The organism is Paenibacillus sp. FSL M7-0420 (assembly GCF_038002345.1).
Classification (GTDB): domain Bacteria; phylum Bacillota; class Bacilli; order Paenibacillales; family Paenibacillaceae; genus Paenibacillus_AQ.
Genome location: NZ_JBBOCJ010000001.1, coordinates 2,072,279 through 2,090,250, shown reverse-complemented (window position 1 = coordinate 2,090,250; position 17,972 = coordinate 2,072,279). Strand labels below are relative to the sequence as shown.

15 protein-coding genes are annotated in these 17,972 nt (G+C 55.0%); 2 read left to right on the top strand and 13 right to left on the bottom strand.

Annotated elements, in window-relative coordinates:
- Window positions 1-124: 124 nt before the first annotated feature.
- The 4 genes from MKX51_RS08780 to MKX51_RS08765 form a co-directional block, all read right to left on the bottom strand.
- On the bottom strand, window positions 125-550 hold the full coding sequence (locus MKX51_RS08780; RefSeq protein ID WP_036695834.1) for a hypothetical protein: 426 nt from the start codon (window positions 548-550) through the stop codon (window positions 125-127).
- Between the two features lie 49 nt (window positions 551-599).
- Window positions 600-1,541 carry a malate dehydrogenase gene (gene mdh, locus MKX51_RS08775; protein WP_340942236.1) on the bottom strand — a complete coding sequence of 314 codons (942 nt, stop codon included), beginning with the start codon at window positions 1,539-1,541 and terminating at the stop codon, window positions 600-602.
- Window positions 1,542-1,642: 101 nt separating this feature from the next.
- Window positions 1,643-2,938, bottom strand: a complete 1,296-nt coding sequence (icd, locus tag MKX51_RS08770; RefSeq protein ID WP_340992082.1) for an NADP-dependent isocitrate dehydrogenase — start codon at window positions 2,936-2,938, stop codon at window positions 1,643-1,645.
- Window positions 2,939-3,040: 102 nt separating this feature from the next.
- Window positions 3,041-4,153 (bottom strand): citrate/2-methylcitrate synthase, encoded by a 1,113-nt coding sequence (locus MKX51_RS08765; RefSeq protein WP_340992081.1) that lies wholly within the window; start codon window positions 4,151-4,153, stop codon window positions 3,041-3,043.
- A gap of 390 nt (window positions 4,154-4,543) precedes the next feature.
- Here MKX51_RS08765 and ytvI point away from each other — a divergent pair, with 390 nt between their 5' ends.
- Window positions 4,544-5,659: a sporulation integral membrane protein YtvI gene (ytvI, locus tag MKX51_RS08760; protein ID WP_340995564.1), complete on the top strand. Its 1,116-nt coding sequence runs from the start codon at window positions 4,544-4,546 to the stop codon at window positions 5,657-5,659.
- Between the two features lie 177 nt (window positions 5,660-5,836).
- On the opposite strand, the gene MKX51_RS08755 is transcribed toward ytvI, so the two are convergent.
- Genes MKX51_RS08755 through MKX51_RS08745 form a run of 3 tightly spaced genes read right to left on the bottom strand, consistent with a single transcriptional unit; the run spans window position 5,837 to window position 7,980 of the window.
- Window positions 5,837-6,235 (bottom strand): FxsA family protein, encoded by a 399-nt coding sequence (locus tag MKX51_RS08755; protein ID WP_036695825.1) that lies wholly within the window; start codon window positions 6,233-6,235, stop codon window positions 5,837-5,839.
- A 29-nt stretch (window positions 6,236-6,264) separates the two neighbouring features.
- Window positions 6,265-6,744, bottom strand: a complete 480-nt coding sequence (locus tag MKX51_RS08750; RefSeq protein WP_340995562.1) for an acyl-CoA thioesterase — start codon at window positions 6,742-6,744, stop codon at window positions 6,265-6,267.
- A gap of 54 nt (window positions 6,745-6,798) precedes the next feature.
- Window positions 6,799-7,980, bottom strand: coding sequence for an MFS transporter (locus tag MKX51_RS08745; protein ID WP_340942243.1), 1,182 nt, complete (start codon window positions 7,978-7,980; stop codon window positions 6,799-6,801).
- 102 nt (window positions 7,981-8,082) lie between these two features.
- Between MKX51_RS08745 and MKX51_RS08740 the strand changes: the two genes are divergently transcribed.
- Window positions 8,083-8,826, top strand: coding sequence for a G1 family glutamic endopeptidase (locus tag MKX51_RS08740; protein ID WP_340942245.1), 744 nt, complete (start codon window positions 8,083-8,085; stop codon window positions 8,824-8,826).
- Between the two features lie 134 nt (window positions 8,827-8,960).
- Here MKX51_RS08740 and pyk read toward each other — a convergent pair whose 3' ends face one another.
- The 6 genes from pyk to MKX51_RS08710 all read right to left on the bottom strand — a co-directional run bounded on the left by pyk (window position 8,961) and on the right by MKX51_RS08710 (window position 17,874).
- Window positions 8,961-10,385, bottom strand: coding sequence for a pyruvate kinase (gene pyk / locus MKX51_RS08735; protein ID WP_340942247.1), 1,425 nt, complete (start codon window positions 10,383-10,385; stop codon window positions 8,961-8,963).
- A gap of 374 nt (window positions 10,386-10,759) precedes the next feature.
- Window positions 10,760-11,761: an acetyl-CoA carboxylase carboxyltransferase subunit alpha gene (locus MKX51_RS08730; RefSeq protein WP_340942250.1), complete on the bottom strand. Its 1,002-nt coding sequence runs from the start codon at window positions 11,759-11,761 to the stop codon at window positions 10,760-10,762.
- 1 nt (window position 11,762) lies between these two features.
- Entirely contained in the window at window positions 11,763-12,656 is an 894-nt protein-coding gene (accD, locus tag MKX51_RS08725) for an acetyl-CoA carboxylase, carboxyltransferase subunit beta (RefSeq protein ID WP_036725603.1), read from the bottom strand.
- Window positions 12,657-12,740: 84 nt separating this feature from the next.
- On the bottom strand, window positions 12,741-12,929 hold the full coding sequence (locus MKX51_RS08720) for a hypothetical protein (RefSeq protein ID WP_036725605.1): 189 nt from the start codon (window positions 12,927-12,929) through the stop codon (window positions 12,741-12,743).
- Between the two features lie 147 nt (window positions 12,930-13,076).
- Window positions 13,077-13,577, bottom strand: coding sequence for a phosphatidylglycerophosphatase A family protein (locus tag MKX51_RS08715; protein WP_036725608.1), 501 nt, complete (start codon window positions 13,575-13,577; stop codon window positions 13,077-13,079).
- 568 nt (window positions 13,578-14,145) lie between these two features.
- Window positions 14,146-17,874, bottom strand: coding sequence for a DNA polymerase III subunit alpha (locus tag MKX51_RS08710; protein WP_340992080.1), 3,729 nt, complete (start codon window positions 17,872-17,874; stop codon window positions 14,146-14,148).
- Between the last annotated feature and the right edge of the window lie 98 nt (window positions 17,875-17,972).

The window sequence follows — 17,972 nt, the reverse complement described above, 5'->3', positions numbered from 1 at the left end:
AGTGTAGCGGAATACATAGCCGTTGGGAACAATATCCAACCATGTGCATCCTGACATGCGAAACAGCCCTGGAGGCTGAGGCTTCCAGAGCTGTTATCATACTGCCCATCCGGCAGCAGGTTATTTAGATAATTGTGTTGTAGACCATGAAAAAGATCATGACGACCAGCGAGACCATCAGCAGCAGACTCATGGTACGAATCTTGGCAGTCTCGGCAGAGACATCGCGGTTCTCTCTCATGCCTGCCGCAGCAAGGCGCAGAGGCTTGGTCATAATCCCGCCGAACGCGAACATAGCCAGCAGAAGCACCGTAACAATGATCATCCAGGGTACAGAATACTCACCCTTAGTCATCATGTAGCCGCCGGTCAGCAGCTGAATTACCAGCCCGTATTGGGCAAAACGGTTGAATCCGCCGATTGCACTGAGCGTGCCTTCCTTCGCCGGGGAGGACAGCTTAGCCGTCCCGCTTAAGATAAACGGCAGCACCAGATAGAAGCCAAGTGCCAGTGTCCCGATCATATGCAGAAAAAAGAAAACATGACCCATCATAATCTCCTCCAATTTCAATTTGCGGGGCTCCGGCAGATTGCCGGGGTTACATAGTTACCGAAGAAGTCACCGCCCGGACCGAATCAGCGGACTGGTCAAGCGCCGCCTGTTCCTCCGCCGTAAGCTCCAGTTCAAAAATCCGCTCAATGCCCTCCGCTCCCAAAAGCGCAGGAACTCCCATGAACAGGTTCTCATAGCCGTATTCACCCTCAAGCAGAGCGATTACCGGTATGATCCGTTTCTTGTCCTTGAGAATAGCCTCCGCCATCTGAACCAGGGATGCTGCCGGAGCATAATACGCGCTGCCGTTCCCAAGCAGGCCGACAATCTCACCGCCGCCGACACGGGTACGCTGCACAATCTCTGCGATGCGCTCTGCCGGGATAAGCGTCTCGATCGGAATACCGCCTACGCTGGAATAACGCACTAACGGCACCATATCGTCGCCATGGCCGCCCAGCACGAAGCCGCGCACATCCTCTACCGATACATTCAGCTCCTGAGCGATGAAGGTGCAGTAGCGGGCCGTATCCAGCACCCCGGATTGCCCGATGACGCGGTTCTTGGGGAAGCCAAGCGCATGATAGGCCACGTATGTCATGGCATCCACCGGATTGCTCAGTATGATCACAATGGACTCTGGAGCCACGCGCTTCACATTCTCACAGACCGATCTGACGATGTTCGCATTGGTATTGACAAGATCCTCACGGCTCATGCCGGGCTTACGGGCAATCCCTGCGGTAATAATCACAATGTCAGAATCCGCTGCGTCCTCATAGCTGGAGGTTCCGGTAATTTGAGCATCGAAATTCTGCACGGGTCCCGCTTGGAGCATATCCAGCACCTTGCCCTTGGTCGGATTCTCAAGCTGAGGAATGTCAAGCAGCACTACATTGCCAAGCTCCTTCTGGGCAAGCATAAGCGCCGTGGTCGCGCCGGTGAATCCGGCACCTACGACAGTGATTTTTGAACGTTTGATCGCCACGGTAGCCCTCCTAACCTGATGATAGTCTGAAGGCGGCCTACATAGATATAAGCTACACGGATGTGCAGCTTATATCTGTAGTATTTACCGGCCCGGCCTGCTTACAGATGGTTGATGATCTCGTCAGCAAAAGCAGAGCATTTCAGCTCAGTCGCGCCTTCCATCTGGCGGGCAAAATCGTAAGTAACCGTCTTGTTGTTAATCGCCGTACTCATTCCCTGGTAGATCAGGTCAGCCGCTTCCTGCCAGCCCAGATGCTCAAGCAGCATAACGCCGGAGAGAATAACAGAGCCCGGATTCACTACATCCTTGTCAGCATACTTAGGTGCCGTACCATGTGTAGCTTCGAAAATAGCATGTCCCGTAATATAGTTAATATTCGCTCCCGGAGCGATACCGATGCCGCCAATCTGGGCAGCCAGTGCGTCGGAGAGATAGTCACCGTTCAGGTTCAGCGTCGCAATGACATCGAAGTCTGTCGGGCGTGTCAATACCTGCTGGAGCGCAATGTCGGCAATGGCATCCTTCACGATGATCTTGCCTGCTGCTTCGGCTTCCTTCTGGGCAGCATTCGCAGCCGCTTCACCGTCGCGTTCCTTGATGACATCGTACTGGTTCCAGGTGAAGACCTTATCGCCGAACTCCTGTTCAGCCACTTCATAGCCCCAGTTCTTAAAGGCTCCTTCGGTGAACTTCATGATGTTGCCTTTGTGTACCAGGGTCACGCTCTTGCGTCCGTGCTTGATCGCATACTCTACTGCTGAACGAACAAGGCGTTTCGAGCCTTCCTCGGATACAGGCTTAATACCGATACCGGAGGTTTCCGGGAAGCGGATTTTGTTCACGCCCATTTCCTTCTGCAGGAATTCGATTACCTTTTTCACTTCGGCAGAGCCTTCCTGATATTCAATACCGGCATAGATATCCTCAGTATTCTCACGGAAAATAACCATATCCACCAGCTCAGGATGCTTCACCGGAGAAGGAACGCCGTCGAAGTAGCGCACAGGGCGCAGACATACGTACAGGTCAAGCTCCTGGCGCAGCGCTACGTTCAGGGAGCGGATACCTCCTCCAATCGGAGTGGTCAGCGGGCCCTTGATGGCCACAATGTACTCACGGATCGCTTCCAGCGTGTCTTTCGGCAGCCATTCACCATATGTATTGAAGGCCTTCTCGCCGGCAAACACTTCGTACCACGCAATTTTTTTCTCACCACCGTAGGCTTTCTCTACAGCTGCATCCAGCACCCGCTTGGAGGCTTTCCAAATGTCACGGCCTGTCCCGTCACCCTCGATGAATGGAATGATCGGCTGATCCGGAACCAGCAGCTTGCCGTCTTCGATTGTAATTTGTTCGCCTTCTGTGGGCAGATCGTATTGTTCCAGTTTCAACATTGGTAGATATTCCTCCTAAAAGTATGATGTATAAGCATTCATATCATTCATTGTACTAAAGGGGTAGAGCAGCCCGCAAGGGCCGCCCTCCCTGCCGTCCTGTTATCGCTCGTCTACAGGGACGTACTTCATGTCGGACATACCTGTATATTCCGCACGCGGACGGATGATACGGTTGTCTTCATACTGCTCCAGAATGTGCGCCGTCCAGCCCGAAGTGCGGCTGATCGCGAAGATCGGGGTGAACAGCTCCCGTTCAATCCCCAGCTGTGTGTAGACCGATGCCGAATAGAAGTCGACGTTTGGTTTCAGCCCCTTTTGGCTGGTGATCAGCTCTTCCACCTTGACCGACATGTCATAGAGACTGGTGTCATTCTTCATCGTGCCCAGCTCGCTGGACATCTTCATCAGGTGCTTGGCGCGCGGGTCGCCGTTCTTGTAGACACGGTGTCCGAAGCCCATAATCTTCTCGCGGCGCTCCAGCTTGCCCTGGATATACGGCTCCACCGCGTCCAGGCTGCCGATCTCCTCAAGCATCTTCATTACAGCTTCATTCGCCCCGCCATGCAGCGGCCCCTTAAGCGCCCCGATCGCTGAGGTCACACCGGAATAGATATCAGACAAGGTCGCAACCGTTACCCGTCCGGCAAAAGTCGAAGCATTCAGCTCATGGTCGGCATGCAGCACCAGCGCCGTATCCAGCGCCTTGACGGATACCGCATCCGGCTCTTTTCCCCACAGCATGTAGAGGAAGTTCTCGGCGATGGTCAAGCCTTCCTTGGGAGCTACCGGCTCCAGGCCTTTGCGGATGCGTGCCAGTGCGGCAACTACGGTCGGAATCTGCGCCTGCAGCTTCAGCGCCTTGGTCTGATTCGCTTCCTTGCTCATATCATCGGCGGCTTCATCGTACAGCGCCAGACTTGATACGGCAGAGCGCAAAGCGGCCATGGTGTTGGCTTCCTTGGGATACAGCTTCATTTGAGTGAGCACCTGCTCCGGGATCGGAGCGTGAGCGCTGAGGTCGCGCCGCAGAGCTCCAAGCTCCGGCACCGTCGGCAGACTGCCGAACCACAGCAAATAAGCGGTCTCCTCAAATGTGGCATGGTCCGCAAGATCGTCAATATCATAGCCGCGGTAAGTGAGCACTCCATCTACGATAGAGCTGATTGAGGAGGTCGTTGCAACAATGCCTTCAAGTCCTTTAGTAGCTGTCATAGTATCTCTCTCCTTTGCCAACAAGAGTGTATAGTGCCGCTTCAAATCTCATGTAAACATTTACATTTCCAAGTATTTCAACTCTCTCTGAAAAAAGCTTCAGGACCGGCTCAGAAGATTGCAACTAAATTTCTGCTCTTTAACCTTTAATTATCATACCGGATTTTGACGGTTATGTGAACAACGTGGAAGCTTTACAGGACATCAAATGATTTTATCGGAGGGATAGAAAAAAACGAACGCAAAACCTGATTCATGAACACGCTTCCAGGTTATGGATATGCCCGCTGTCTGCCCTTTTCTGGCGCTGCTAGTCTTTTCACACCCCCTATGAATATATATAAGACGAGCCGTTATTTCTGGAATCTGCCAGAGTAGGAGGGACCCAAGATCGATACCCTTGTAGTTAAAAGAATGCTGCGCGGCCTCTGGGTCGTGCTTGCCGCCGCCCTGATTCTGCTGGCTGTATATGTACTGCTGCCGCTTCTATACCCCTTGCTGATCGCCTGGCTGCTGGCTTATCTTATGCATCCGCTGGTACTGATCCTGAAGGGGATGAAGCTCCCCGGCTGGCTCGCTGTATCCCTCTCGCTGCTGTTCTACATCGGAGGCATCGCACTTGTACTGACTGCCCTTATCACGCGGCTGGTCAAAGAGCTGATCGGATTGCTCCAGACCTTCGATATTCATACCGGTCAGTGGCGGGAGCTGCTGCTGTCCCTGAGCCGCAATGCCAGCATTCAGAATATTATTAACCAAATCAACCAGTTTTACCACGACAACCCGGGCTATCACGCCACCATTGACAGCAATATCAACCGGACCACTGAAACGGTCGGCCAAGCCGTGACGCAGATGATCACCGGATTCTTCAATATCATCCTGAAGCTGATCTCTTCACTGCCGAGCCTTGGCACCATTCTGATTGTCATCGTATTGGCCGCCTTCTTCCTCAGCACCGGCTGGGAACGGCATAATGCCAAGCTGACCGCCCTGCTCCCGGCCCCGCTGCTGAGACCGGTGTCGGAGATCTGGAAGGATCTCCGCAAGGCGCTGTTCGGCTACATCCGCGCCCAGCTGGTGCTGATCTCCGTAACGGCGGTAATTGTGATCATCGGCCTGCTGCTGCTGGGGGTCAGCTCAGCCTTCGCCATCGGTCTGACCATCGGCATTGTCGATCTGATTCCTTATCTGGGTGTCGGTATCGTCATTCTGCCCTGGGCCTTGTATTCATACATGACCGGGAACATGGCGCTGGCCATCGGGCTGCTGGTGCTCTACGGCATCATCCTGATCACCCGCCAGGTACTGGAGCCCAAGGTACTCGCCAGCAGCATCGGCGTCGATCCGCTCGCCATGCTGATCGGCATGTTCGCCGGCCTTCAGCTAATGGGCATGCTCGGCCTGATCCTCGGCCCGGTGCTGCTCGTTATTCTCGACGCGTTCGCCCGCGCCGGCGTATTCCGCGCCCTGCGCACTTATATCCTCAGCGGCAGGCTGCATTAGGGGCGTCCGAAACAACTTTGCTCCACACCACTCCCTAACACCAAAAAGGCATCCAGCCGCAGCACCCTGCAACTGAACACCTTTGGCAAGCCTGATTACTCCATAGTACTCCTAAGCGATCCTTACAACTCCTTATTAACGCCAGCAACCGCCCGCCTGCTCTGCATCTCTACCCGCTTACCTGCGGTAAAAGGTGAACGTGCCGTTCTTCATCTTCTTCTCGATCCATTTCAGCAGAAAAACCCGGTAAAGCGGCCGGGTCAGCGGAAATACCAGAGTAAAGCCGATCAGATCCGTGACAAACCCCGGCAGAATCAGCAGCAGACCGCCGAAGAAAATACATAAGCCGTCCAGCATGGTCCGTCCGGGCACCCGGCCCTCCTGCATATGTGTTCTGCTGTCCTGCAGCACTTTCTTGCCTTCGAACCGCATCATTAGCAAACCGATGACTGAAGTAGCCAGCATGATCAGCAGCGTCTTGGGCGCTCCAAGAAAACTTGAGACATAGATGAAACCGAATAATTCCACGGCCGGGACTGCGAATAGGGCGGCCCACAGCCATTTGTTCCTGATCATACTGCTCCTCCTTCTTCTTTACGTTAACGCTATTCTTCTTCCTTCAGCGCAGCCAGGATGGCATGGAACAGCTCAGGCTGTGCCCTGTCGATCCGCACCGGCCTCCATTCCCCGTTCAGCCAGACATGACTCGTCGAGCCGCTGACCAGAAGCTCGCCTGCGGTCCGCTCCTGCCCTTCCTGACCCCCCGCCATCCGGCGGATTTCATATTCATACACAACCCTCAGAGCCGAGAAGGTGGTTAACCGCGCATACACGGTAATAAGATCATCATATCGCGCGGGGCTTTTAAATTGCAAATCTGCAGAGGTTACCGGCAGCAGCAGACCAAGGCCCTCCAGCCTCTTGTAGTCGAAGCCCAGCTCACGGAACATCTCCGTACGGCCGCACTCAAACCAGATCAAATAGTTGGCATGATAGACGACGCCCATCTGGTCGGTCTCCTGATAACGTACACGGATAGAGGTACTATGCCAGCGGCTGGCCCATCCCGGTTGATGCGGATTCATATTCATATTCATGCTCCTTTCTAAAATACAGTCTGCCCGGCAGCCAGCAGTCCGCTACGCGCCAACACCGCCGGAAGCAGACTTCAGCGGCAGCTTACGGCGGGAGCTTCGGGCAACATAGAACAGAAGGGCTGCGCCCGCAGCTGCACTAATCATACAGGAGAGGTTCATCAGTCCGACCCCGCCCTGATTGAGCAGCATCCCGTTCAACAAATTGCCCAGAATCCCGGCTAACCCGGAGAATACGATGTTAAACACACTTTGTCCGGTCGCCTGCATCTCCGCTGAGGTAATCTTCGATACATATTCAACCGCAGCGATATAAAAGAACCCGAAGGAGAGGCCGTGAAGCACCTGTACGCCGATCATGACGGAAGGGTACGGGAAGGCCACCTGGATGCCCCAGCGCAGCACATAGATTAGCGCACCGAGCAGCAGCGTCCGCTCCATCCCCATTCTGCGTATCACCTTAGAGGCGAAGAACATAGAAGGCACATTGGTAATCGAGGCCAGGAACAGGGCAATTCCGGCAGTGCCGGTCGATCCGCCCACCGACTGGAAGGCAATGACAAAATAGGTCCCGAAGGCCGTCATCGTCTGGTTGACCAGAAAGCTTCCGCCTAAGAAGGCCAGGAAGATGCGGTTGCCGAGCAGTTTTTTGATCCCCTGGGAGAAAGACTGGCTCATCATATGATTCTCCTCCGCCTGCTTGGGAAGGGTGAAAGCAATCACTACAGCGACGCTATTCAGCAGCAGAAACGGCAGCCAGATGGTCGATACAGAGAACTTGGATACATACTGCCCCCCCGCAATGGCCCCTACGGCGGCGCCTATGCTCATCATCATGCGGATGCTGCCGTAAGTGGCTCCGGCCCTGTTCGCAGCCGCTATGGCGTACGAGTCGGCTATAGGCGCCTGTGTAGAGGAGAAGATCGTGGACACGGTATACACCAGCATCAGCACGATGAAATATTCCGAACGGTACAGAACCGCAAGCACCGCCGGAACCGCCACGCTCAGAATCAGCACCAGCCGCGCCTGGTTATACCGGTCGGAGACCATTCCCCATAAGGGCTGGACACAGATCGCGATCAGCGTACCCATAGCCATCAGCACGCCGATCTGGCTGACTTCAAGTCCGTTCGATTTCAGCAGCAGCGAGAGGTAGGAGCCGAAGGAGCCCCCGGCCAGTCCCAGAAACAGATAGAACCCGCGCAGCTTTGTTATTTTTTCCATGGGGATTACAAGTCCTCTCTCATTCTTTTTAACAGAATACCCAACCTTCATAGCCGCCTGCTGCATTAAATAGAGCACAACCTATTATGAGGCGGTGGACAAGTGGGCCAAGTCAATAGATTAACACGAAGCAAACCCTGTCTGAAGGATAAACTTAATACGGGCAGAGCCGCCAGTTCAGGCTTCGGCTGGACATCAAGCAACTGGAGCGGTTATGCCATTTCCGGCAAAAAAGGCAGCTACCGGCAGATATCTGCCGACTGGATCGTCCCTTATGTAAAGCCTACGGTAAAACCTACGTTCTCCTCGGCCTGGATCGGCATCGACGGCTTCAAGAACAGCAGCCTGATTCAGACGGGCACCGGCCATGAGTCGGTGAACGGAAAAGTCCGGTATTATGCCTGGTGGGAGATTCTCCCCGCCTCCGAAACCGTAATTCCTCTTCCCGTCTCTCCCGGCAACCATATGCGTGCTTCCATCGTGAAGCTGAGTCCCGGCAAATGGTGCATCACCCTGCGCAATCTCAGCAAATGCTGGGTCTTCCGTACCGTACAGCGCTATAACGGACCGCAAAGCTCGGCCGAATGGATTGTCGAAGCGCCGCAGGTGGGGTTCGATATCGCTCCGCTGTCCAAGTTTTCCACAGTCTGCTTCACTTGTTGCCAAGTCAATGGACGCAGCCCCAGACTAAAGGTCTCAGACGGCGGCATTATGATCCAGAATAAGAAGCTGCTGGCCGTGCCTTCTCCTCCGCGCTCTTGCGGAAGCGCCTTTTCGGTCAGACGAATCTATCATAAAAGTCCTCCTGCTGTGTATTCCAGAAACCCTATTTATACGACTCCCTGACCTGCCGTCCTGTTCCAGACACTCAGGTCCAATATATCCATTTGCATGATCGATATCAAAAAAGAGCAGCGGCAATCAAGCGCCACTGCTCTTATCATTATATCTTATTCGTGCTGCAGAAGCTCTTCCAAATCCTAGTCGGCTGGAATCGTATCTACCTTCACCAGGTTAGTGGAACCGGAACGTCCAAGCGGGATACCTGCAGTGATGACTACAAGATCGCCGGCTTTAACCAGACCGGAAGCCTTACCGCCGTTAAGAGCTGTTTCCAGCAATTCGTCAGTAGAATGAGCTTCAGGGCCGAATACAGGAGTTACGCCCCATACCAGCGCCAGCTGACGCATGGTTCTTTCCTGGGTGGTAACAGCAATGATCTGTGATTTAGGACGATATTTGGAAACCACGCGTGCAGTGTGGCCAGTTACCGTTGAAGAAATGATCGCTTTAGCATTCAGATCCAGAGCGGAGATCGCTACGGATTGGCTGATCGCTTCAGTTACAGTAGTTTCTTGAGCAATCTGCTGCTTCATGAAGATCTCACGGTGATTCAGAGCAGATTCTGCTTTCTCAGCAATACGGGACATAGTCAGTACGGATTCAACCGGATATTTCCCGGCAGCAGTCTCACCGGACAGCATGATTGCATCGGTTCCGTCGAAGATTGCGTTCGCTACGTCACTTGCTTCAGCGCGGGTTGGGCGCGGGTTGCGCTGCATGGAATCCAGCATTTGGGTAGCTGTGATTACCGGTTTGCCGGCGATGTTACATTTCTGAATCATCAGCTTCTGTGCCAAAGGTACATCTTCAGCAGGGATTTCTACACCAAGGTCGCCACGGGCAACCATCAGGCCGTCGGATACTGCCAGGATTTCATCCAGGTTATCGACACCTTCCTGGTTCTCGATCTTGGAGATGATCTGGATGTGGGAAGCATCATGCTTCGCAAGCAGTTCACGGATTTCCTGAACGTCGCTGGCTTTGCGTACGAAAGAAGCGGCAATAAAATCAATGTCCTGTCCGATCCCAAAAATGATATCATTGGTATCTTTTTCCGTAATACCCGGCAGGGAGATGGATACTCCTGGTACGTTAACACCCTTCTTGCTCTTGATCGTACCGCCGTTAACAATACGGGTCTTGATTTCGGTGCCTTGAATGTCGACAACTGTAAGGCCGATCAGGCCGTCGTCGATCAGGATCGTCGATCCTACTTGAACATCGTTAGGCAGGTTGTTGTAAGTGATGGAAATACGGTTGTGGTCGCCAAGGATCTCTTCCGTAGTCAATGTCAGATACTCATCCTGAACCAGTTCAATCGGTTCTACTTCCAGCTTGCCTGTACGAATCTCCGGTCCTTTGGTGTCGAGCAGGATGGCAACAGTCTTGCCAAGTTCCTTGGATGCTTGACGGATCGTGTTGATCCGGGCTCCATGCTCATCAAAATCGCCGTGGGAGAAGTTCAGACGGGCCACATTCATACCAGCCAAAATCAATTTTTTGATATTCTCCAACGATTCACTTGCAGGTCCGATCGTACATACAATTTTACTTTTCCGCATTAGGTTTTCCTCCGTTTTTTCGTTCTCTCTGTCTCATCTTTTCCAACTACAAAATCTACTATAAGGCTTGCTCTTTGTATAGGAACTTTATCACATGTAAAGACATGCACGTTTTATTGCGCCCTTATGAATATTACTGCATGTTGAACACAAAATCAATGTTAGTGCCTGTTTTTGCTGTAAATTAAAGTCGAATAATATAGGATGGCCGATAAAAGAAAAACCATCCCGCACTTCTTGCGGGATGATTAGAATGGGAATAAATGTATTATGGGTCTTGTCCAGTTCGCGGCCTGGAATCAGCTGGAATATGCTAAAAAGTGCAAACCGGCGGTACCGGCATTGCCGCTAATTCCCCGGAGAGAATCTCCCGCTTACTCCACAATTTGCGCTTCATCCTGATCGGCATCCTGCTCCAGTACCGACTCGGAAAACTCGCCGATTTTGCGGAATTTCAGGTAACGGTCTTCCTTCAGCGCTGCTGCATCCATGCCGGACAGCTCCTGCAGGTGACGCCAGACTGTGTCCTTAACCGCCTCCGCCGCAGCCTCGTAATCCCGGTGCGCACCGCCTCTGGGCTCCGGAATAATCTCCTCGATCACTTCCATCTCCAGCAGATCGGTGGCCGTGATCTTCATGGCCTCTGCGGCCTGCTCCGCCTTGGTGGCATCCTTCCACAGAATAGAAGCTGCACCGTTAGGAGAGATCGCCGAATAGATCGCATTCTCCAGCATCAGCACACGGTTGCCCACGGCCATCGCTAAAGCTCCGCCGCTGCCGCCCTCGCCGATAATCACGCAGATGACCGGCACGGCCAGTTGGGACATCTCGAACAAATTGCGGGCAATCGCTTCCGATTGTCCGCGTTCCTCTGCGGTATTGCCGGGGTAAGCCCCCTTGGTGTCCACAAAGGTGATGATCGGACGGCCGAACTTCTCCGCCTGCTTCATCAGGCGCAGTGACTTGCGGAAGCCTTCCGGATGGGCGCTGCCGAAGAAGCGCAGAATATTCTCCTTCGTATCCTTGCCGCGCTGTTGACCGATGACAGTTACAGGCCGGCCGTTCAGCTTGGCGATTCCGCCGACTACAGCAAGATCGTCACCGTACAGGCGGTCACCATGCAGCTCGATAAAGTCCGTGAAGATAAGCCCGATCAGATCCAGCGAGGTCGGGCGTACGTGATGCCGGGCCAGATGCATCTTCTGGGCCGGGGATATATTGGAATAGATCTCATTCTCCAGCTCGCTGTAGCGCTCCTCAAGCCGGGCTACCTCATCGCTGAAATCAATGCCCTTCTCTTCGCCGAACTGCTTGAGCTCGGCGATTTTTTTGCGCATTTCTACCAGAGGCATTTCAAAAGGCAACTCTCCTGCCAACCTAAAATCCCCCTTTCACATCATGCAGCTCCAGCAGCTTCGTGAGTGTGGAGCGCATTTCCTTACGGTGCACGACCAGATCCAGCTGTCCGTGCTGCAGATTGAACTCTGCCGTCTGGAAATCCTCCGGCAGCTTCTGGCGGATCGTCTGCTCGATGACAATCCGTCCGGCAAAGCCGAAGACCGCTCCGGGCTCGGCAATAATAATATCGCCCAGGCTGGCAAAGCTCGCCGATACCCCGCCGGTGGTCGGATCAGTAATGACGGAGATGTACAGGCCGCCCGCTTCACTGAACCGGGCCAGCGCGGCACTTGTCTTCGCCATTTGCATAAGACTGAGAATGCTCTCCTGCATCCTGGCTCCGCCGGAGGTAGAGAAGATCAGCATCGGCAGTCCCCGCTCTGTCGCTTCTTCCACCGCTCTTGTAATTTTCTCGCCAACCACGGACCCCATACTGCCGGTGAAGAACTCAAAGTTCATCACGGCTACAATAACCGCATGTCCGCCGATGCTGCCCTGGCCGGTGATTACAGCCTCAACCTGTCCGGTTTTGGACTGCTGCTGTTCCAGCTTGGAGGCATAGCCGGGGAACTTCAGCGGATCAATGGACGCCATCTCGCTGTCGAACTCAATGAAACCTTCCGGATCCAGGATCATCGCAATACGTTCGGTTGCATTCAGACGCATATGATAGCCGCAGGACGGGCATACTTTCAAATTCTTCTCCAGTTCCTTGCTGTACTGGATCGTTCCGCATTTGGCACACTTGCTCATTAGGCCTTCGGGAATCTCCCGCTTGGGGCGCTCGCCTTCTGCCGGTCCGCCGCTTCGCTCCAGACGCTCTGAAGGAATAGTCGCGTACTTCCGTTTTTTCTGAAATAAATCTTTGAACAAGGGTCGCACCTCTTCAGCCGTTTATTTGCGTAAATAGCAGCTTGCCGCTGTCATGAATGCTCTTGAATCTCTACGCCATACTCTTCAGGGATGCAGAATCAGATTGAGGACCTCCTGCACTTCTTCAAGCTCTCCCGAAGGAACCAGAATCTCAAACTGCTGCTTGGACATATTGATGGGACGGCATTTAATCAGAAATCCTTCTTCCGTAAGCTTCCTCTCGATCATCTCCGCCACTTTGGCGGTCGGCGCTATATAGATTACCGTCCACATGCCCTGCAAGGCCTCCCTAATCTCGAATCCAGCCGTATCCTGAATATAATGAAATTATGATAACACAGTTTTCTTTTTTCCCGCAAGCAAGCCCGGCAGGAAGGACTCAGGCCCGGGAGGCCGATCGCAGCGCATCAGGAGCAGCCGTTATTCGGTCCCGGTCACATGGGGATAAACCTTCGCACCCTCATGCCCGTGGGCGATCCGGGCTGAAGCTGCAGCCGCAATTCCGGCTACAAGATCATCCAGAAATACATGAATGCTCCCCTTATCATCATTCAATTTGCCGATAATTCCAAGCTTTATTTTATCGAGGTAGCCGAAGCTGGTCAGACCGATCATTCCATACACGCTCGTGATGCCCAGCGCCAGAGTCTCGTCCGCCCCATAGAGCGACTCATCCGCTTCCATTACCGCCTGAAACGGCTGGGGCAGCAGCTTCTTCTCGGCCAGCTCATCCAGCGCAATCCCCGTCATAAGCGTATACTGGACCTCTCTTTTGTTCAGGACCGACTTGACGCTGCTCAGGCACTCCTCCTGCGTTAAGCTGGGATAATAGACCGATTGCAGGATATAGACGATCTCTGCGATCGAATCCAGTGATACTCCCCGGCGCTCCAGCAGATCCTCCGCCATTTGATAGGACATGATGTCATTCCCCTTCCGCACGGGACAATGCCCCGCTATGATTTAGCTGAACTTGAGAGTGAAGCCTGACAGATTCATAAGTTCACTCTATTGGTTCCCTAATGTATGCGGAAGAGGGGGCAAATGTGCTAAAAAGATCAGTGTTGCCATGCCCCGATTATGGTGCGAAGGGTATGCTTAAGTGCAATCTGTACAACTAGATCGTCTGATTTACCGCCGAATATACTTTTAGCTGGAATTGATACAATTAAACTGCCTCTATATGCGGGTTCTGACCCATTCGGGCAGATTTAGTTGTACAGACTACAGTTAGGAGAGGAAAGCCGTCCTGCTCACGGTTTTTAATTGCACATAATACATCTATGTGAATGTTCACTTCGAACAAGCTCCTGTAGCGCATCAGATTAAAAATAGCGGGTCGGCATGATGAGGCCTGAACGACTAAAAGAGTGCATTGCTTGGGACAAATGTATGCGGAAAACCGAACACATTTGTAGGTGGTATCGTTTTACTAATCCAACCCATATAAATTAAATTCTGACGTTGCACTAGGCTAGTCAGGCTGCTCCTATCTGAGGCGGACGGTTCCGGCACCCAGCATCTCTTCAATGGCTGCGAACAGCTCCTCCGAGGGCTCGATCCGGTAGCTGTCGCTCAGCGCCAGCACCTTCTGGTTACGCTCGTAGAACAGCAGCGTCGCTGCGGGTCCCGGATGTGTCTGCAGCAGCGCCTGGAGGCGCGGCAGCAGACCCTTCAGCTCAGCGCCCGGCGTGATCTTGATGAAGACACGTTGGGCGCTCTGCGCTGAGCCTGCATCGCGCTCAGCGGCTGGGTCCTGCCCCGTCCGCAGCGGGGCAGGGCTGCCCGGCCGCGCGTCTGCAGCGGCCGCAGAAGCGCGCGCACCGGGCGGCTGTGCCGCCGGTGTGCGCGTGCCCGGTGCAGCGGCGGCGCCAGCTGCACCGCCGGGCCGGGCGCCGGGGCCACCGGCGCCCGTGCGGGCTGCAGGAGCGGCCGCAGGCGCTCCTGCGGGGGCACTGCGGCCCGCGCCGTAGGCGGGCCGGGACCCGGCGCTGCGGCGCTGCAGCAGGCCGCGCACGCTGTCCGAGGTGAGCGGAGCTACCTCCTCGGCCAGCAGCTTGAAGCCCTCGTCCTCCTGCTGCACCTTGGCGCGCAGGGCCAGCAGCGCGCCCTTCTCAATCAGGGCGCGGCTGCGTTTCCACACCTCCGGGAAGAGTACGACCTCGCAGCGCTCGATCTGGTCTTCCCACTCCACAAAAGCCATCGCCTTACCGGCTTTGGTCGTGATCTCCTTCAGCGACACGACCATACCGGCCGTCACGGTCATACTCTCATCCGCTGCTTCGCCAAGATCCATCAGCTTCTGAACTCCCGGCTCCTCCAGCAGCCCCGCATGGTCATCCAGCGGGTGGCCGGAGAGATAGAGCCCGAGCAGCTCTCGCTCCAGCTCCAGCTGCTGGGTTCCGCTGAACCTCGGAATATCCGGGTAGCGGATCTCCCAGTTCGGCGTCTCAATGAGGTCATCGAACAGCTGGATCTGCAGCTCATCGCGCTCCTTGCGCCATTTGGCCGCCGCATCCACCGTCTCATCCAGCATCGCCAGCAGCTGCGCCCGGTGTCCGGGCAGCGCATCGAACGCTCCGGTCTGCAGCAGCGATTCGATCACGCGCTTGTTGCAGACCCGCAGATCGACCCGGCGGCAGAAATCGAGCAGACTGTCGAACGGCCGCTCCTTGCGGACTGCTATAATATTCTCTACAGCCTGTGTGCCGACATTCTTCACCGCAGCCAGCCCGAAGCGGATATGCCCCCGGCCTTCACCGGGCACAGGAGTGAACAGCACCCCGCTCTCGTTAACATCCGGCGGCAGTACGCCAATCCCGGACCGGCGGCATTCCAGAACATATTCCGCCACCTTGCGGTGGCTCCCCATCACAGCAGTCAGCATCGCGGCCATGAACTGCACCGGATAATGCGCCTTAAGATAAGCGGTCTGGAAGGCCAGCACCCCGTAAGCAGCCGCATGCGCGCGCGGGAAGCCGTAGTTCGCGAACCGCACGATCATATCATAGACCGCATGGGCATCCGCTTCGCTGTAGCCCTGCTTCAGACTGCCCTCCACGAAGTGGCTGCGCTCCTGATCCAGTGTCTCCCGCTTCTTCTTGGATACTGCACGGCGCAGCAGATCTGCTTCGCCAAGCGAGAAGCCGGCCATCAGGGAGGCAATCTGCATGATCTGCTCCTGGTAGACGATAATGCCGTACGTATCGGCCAGAATCGGCTGCAGATCCGCATGCGGATAGACGACCTCGAACTCCCCGTGCTTGCCCCCGATGAATTTCGGGATGAATTCCATCGGACCCGGACGGTATAGCGCTACCACCGAGACAATATCCTCGAACCCGCTCGGCTTCAGGTCCTTCAGCACCCGCCGTACGCCTGCCGATTCCAGCTGGAATACGCCGGTGGTCTCACCTGCTCCCAGCATCTCATAGGTGAGCGGATCATGATCCGGGATGAAGCGGAAATCCGGCACGCTCCCGGTCATCTCCTTCACCCATTTCATGCAGCGTTCAATAATCGACAAGGTCCGCAGCCCGAGGAAGTCCATCTTGAGCAGGCCTACGCTCTCCAGATGCTCCATGGAGTACTGCGTCAGCGCCGTGCTCTCATTACCCGCCTGTAGCGGAACCGCGTCGGTCAGCGGCCCCTTGGAGATGACCACGCCAGCCGCATGTGTTGAAGCATGGCGCGGCATGCCCTCCACCTTCATGGCCGTATCCAGCAGCGTTCTGGTCTTCGGATTACTCTCATACAGCGCCCTCAGCTCAGGCGTACTCTCCAGCGCCCGGGTGATGCTGATGCCGAGCTGGCCCGGAATCAGCTTCGCTGCCTTGTCCACCTCGTTATACGGCAGATTCAGCGCCCGGCCCACATCACGGACAGCAGCCCTGGCCGCCATCGTACCGAAGGTGATGATCTGCGCCACATGCTCCTTACCGTACTTGTCCACCACATATGCAATCACCTCATCGCGGCGTTCGTCGCTGAAGTCGATATCAATATCGGGCATCGTGACCCGCTCAGGGTTCAGGAACCGCTCGAACAGCAGATTATATTTCAGCGGGTCCACATCGGTAATCTTCAGCGTGTACGCGGTAAGACTCCCTGCGGAGGAACCACGGCCCGGACCTGTAACAATACCGCTGCGGTGACAAAAAGCGATAAAATCCCACACGATTAGGAAGTAATCGCTGAACCCCATGCTCTCAATGACTCCCAGCTCATAGTCGAGCCGCTTCTCGGCCGTCTCCTTCTGCTCCGGCGACTCCCAGAGCGGAGTATCCGCGTAGCGCTGCGCAAGCCCGCTGCGGCACAGCTCGCGCAGATAAGCAGCGGCATCCAGCCCTTCCGGCAGAGGCGAGAATTCCGGGAGAATATGATGGCCGAACGTCAGCTCCAGATTGCACGCTTCGGCGATCCGCTGCGTGTTCTCTATCGCCTGCGGCACATGCGGAAACAGCGCAGCCATCTGCTCTCCGCTTTTGAAGAACAGCTGGTCCGTTCCGATCTTCAGCCGGTCCTCATCGTCTACGGATTTGCCCGTGCCGATGCAGATCAGCACATCCTGGACCTCGGCATCCTCCTTGTCCATATAGTGGACATCATTGGTCACCACCAGCGGAATATCGAGCTCTTCAGCAAGTGCTATCAGCTGCGGATTCACCCGCTTCTGCTCGGCAATCCCGTGATCCTGCAGCTCCAGATAGAAGTCGCTTCCAAAAATCTCCTTATACCGCAGCGCCGCCTTACGCGCCTCATCCTCCCGGCCGTGCAGCAGGCGCTGCGGTACTTCACCGCCCAGGCAGGCACTGAGGCAGATAATGCCTTCGGCATGTGCTGCCAGCGCCTCCATATCAATACGCGGCTTGTAATGCTGGCCCTCCAGATGGCCGATGGAGATCAGCTTCATCAGATTCCGGTAGCCGGTCATATTCTTCGCCAGCAGAATCAGATGATAGATCGGCTGATCCTTACGGCTCCCCCGCTCACGGCGCGAGCCTGCGGTCAAATAAGCCTCACAGCCGATAATCGGCTTGATTCCCTGCGCCCGGCAGGCTTTATAGAAAGGGATGGCCCCGTACATCACACCATGATCCGTCAGCGCCAGCGATGTCATGCCGTATTCGCCGGCCCGGCGCACGAGATCTGTAATGCGCGCCGCCCCGTCCAGTAAACTGTATTCGCTGTGCACATGCAAATGCACGAATGGGCTCATATTCCCCACTTCCCTTCAGCTCCAAATCAAAACATAAGATGAAACTATTTTATCATATTAGAGGGGGAGCCGCCCATAGAATGGATTAAGAGCATATG

Excerpts from the sequence above, each read along its gene's own strand:
- MKX51_RS08780 (WP_036695834.1), bottom strand. The coding sequence starts at position 550 with ATGGGTCATGTTTTCTTTTTTCTGCATATGATCGGGACACTGGCACTT.
- icd (WP_340992082.1), bottom strand. The coding sequence starts at position 2,938 with ATGTTGAAACTGGAACAATACGATCTGCCCACAGAAGGCGAACAAATT.
- MKX51_RS08765 (WP_340992081.1), bottom strand. The coding sequence starts at position 4,153 with ATGACAGCTACTAAAGGACTTGAAGGCATTGTTGCAACGACCTCCTCA.
- MKX51_RS08755 (WP_036695825.1), bottom strand. The coding sequence starts at position 6,235 with ATGATCAGGAACAAATGGCTGTGGGCCGCCCTATTCGCAGTCCCGGCC.
- MKX51_RS08750 (WP_340995562.1), bottom strand. The coding sequence starts at position 6,744 with ATGAATCCGCATCAACCGGGATGGGCCAGCCGCTGGCATAGTACCTCT.
- MKX51_RS08745 (WP_340942243.1), bottom strand. The coding sequence starts at position 7,980 with ATGGAAAAAATAACAAAGCTGCGCGGGTTCTATCTGTTTCTGGGACTG.
- pyk (WP_340942247.1), bottom strand. The coding sequence starts at position 10,385 with ATGCGGAAAAGTAAAATTGTATGTACGATCGGACCTGCAAGTGAATCG.
- MKX51_RS08720 (WP_036725605.1), bottom strand. The coding sequence starts at position 12,929 with ATGTGGACGGTAATCTATATAGCGCCGACCGCCAAAGTGGCGGAGATG.
- MKX51_RS08715 (WP_036725608.1), bottom strand. The coding sequence starts at position 13,577 with ATGTCCTATCAAATGGCGGAGGATCTGCTGGAGCGCCGGGGAGTATCA.
- MKX51_RS08710 (WP_340992080.1), bottom strand. The coding sequence starts at position 17,874 with ATGAGCCCATTCGTGCATTTGCATGTGCACAGCGAATACAGTTTACTG.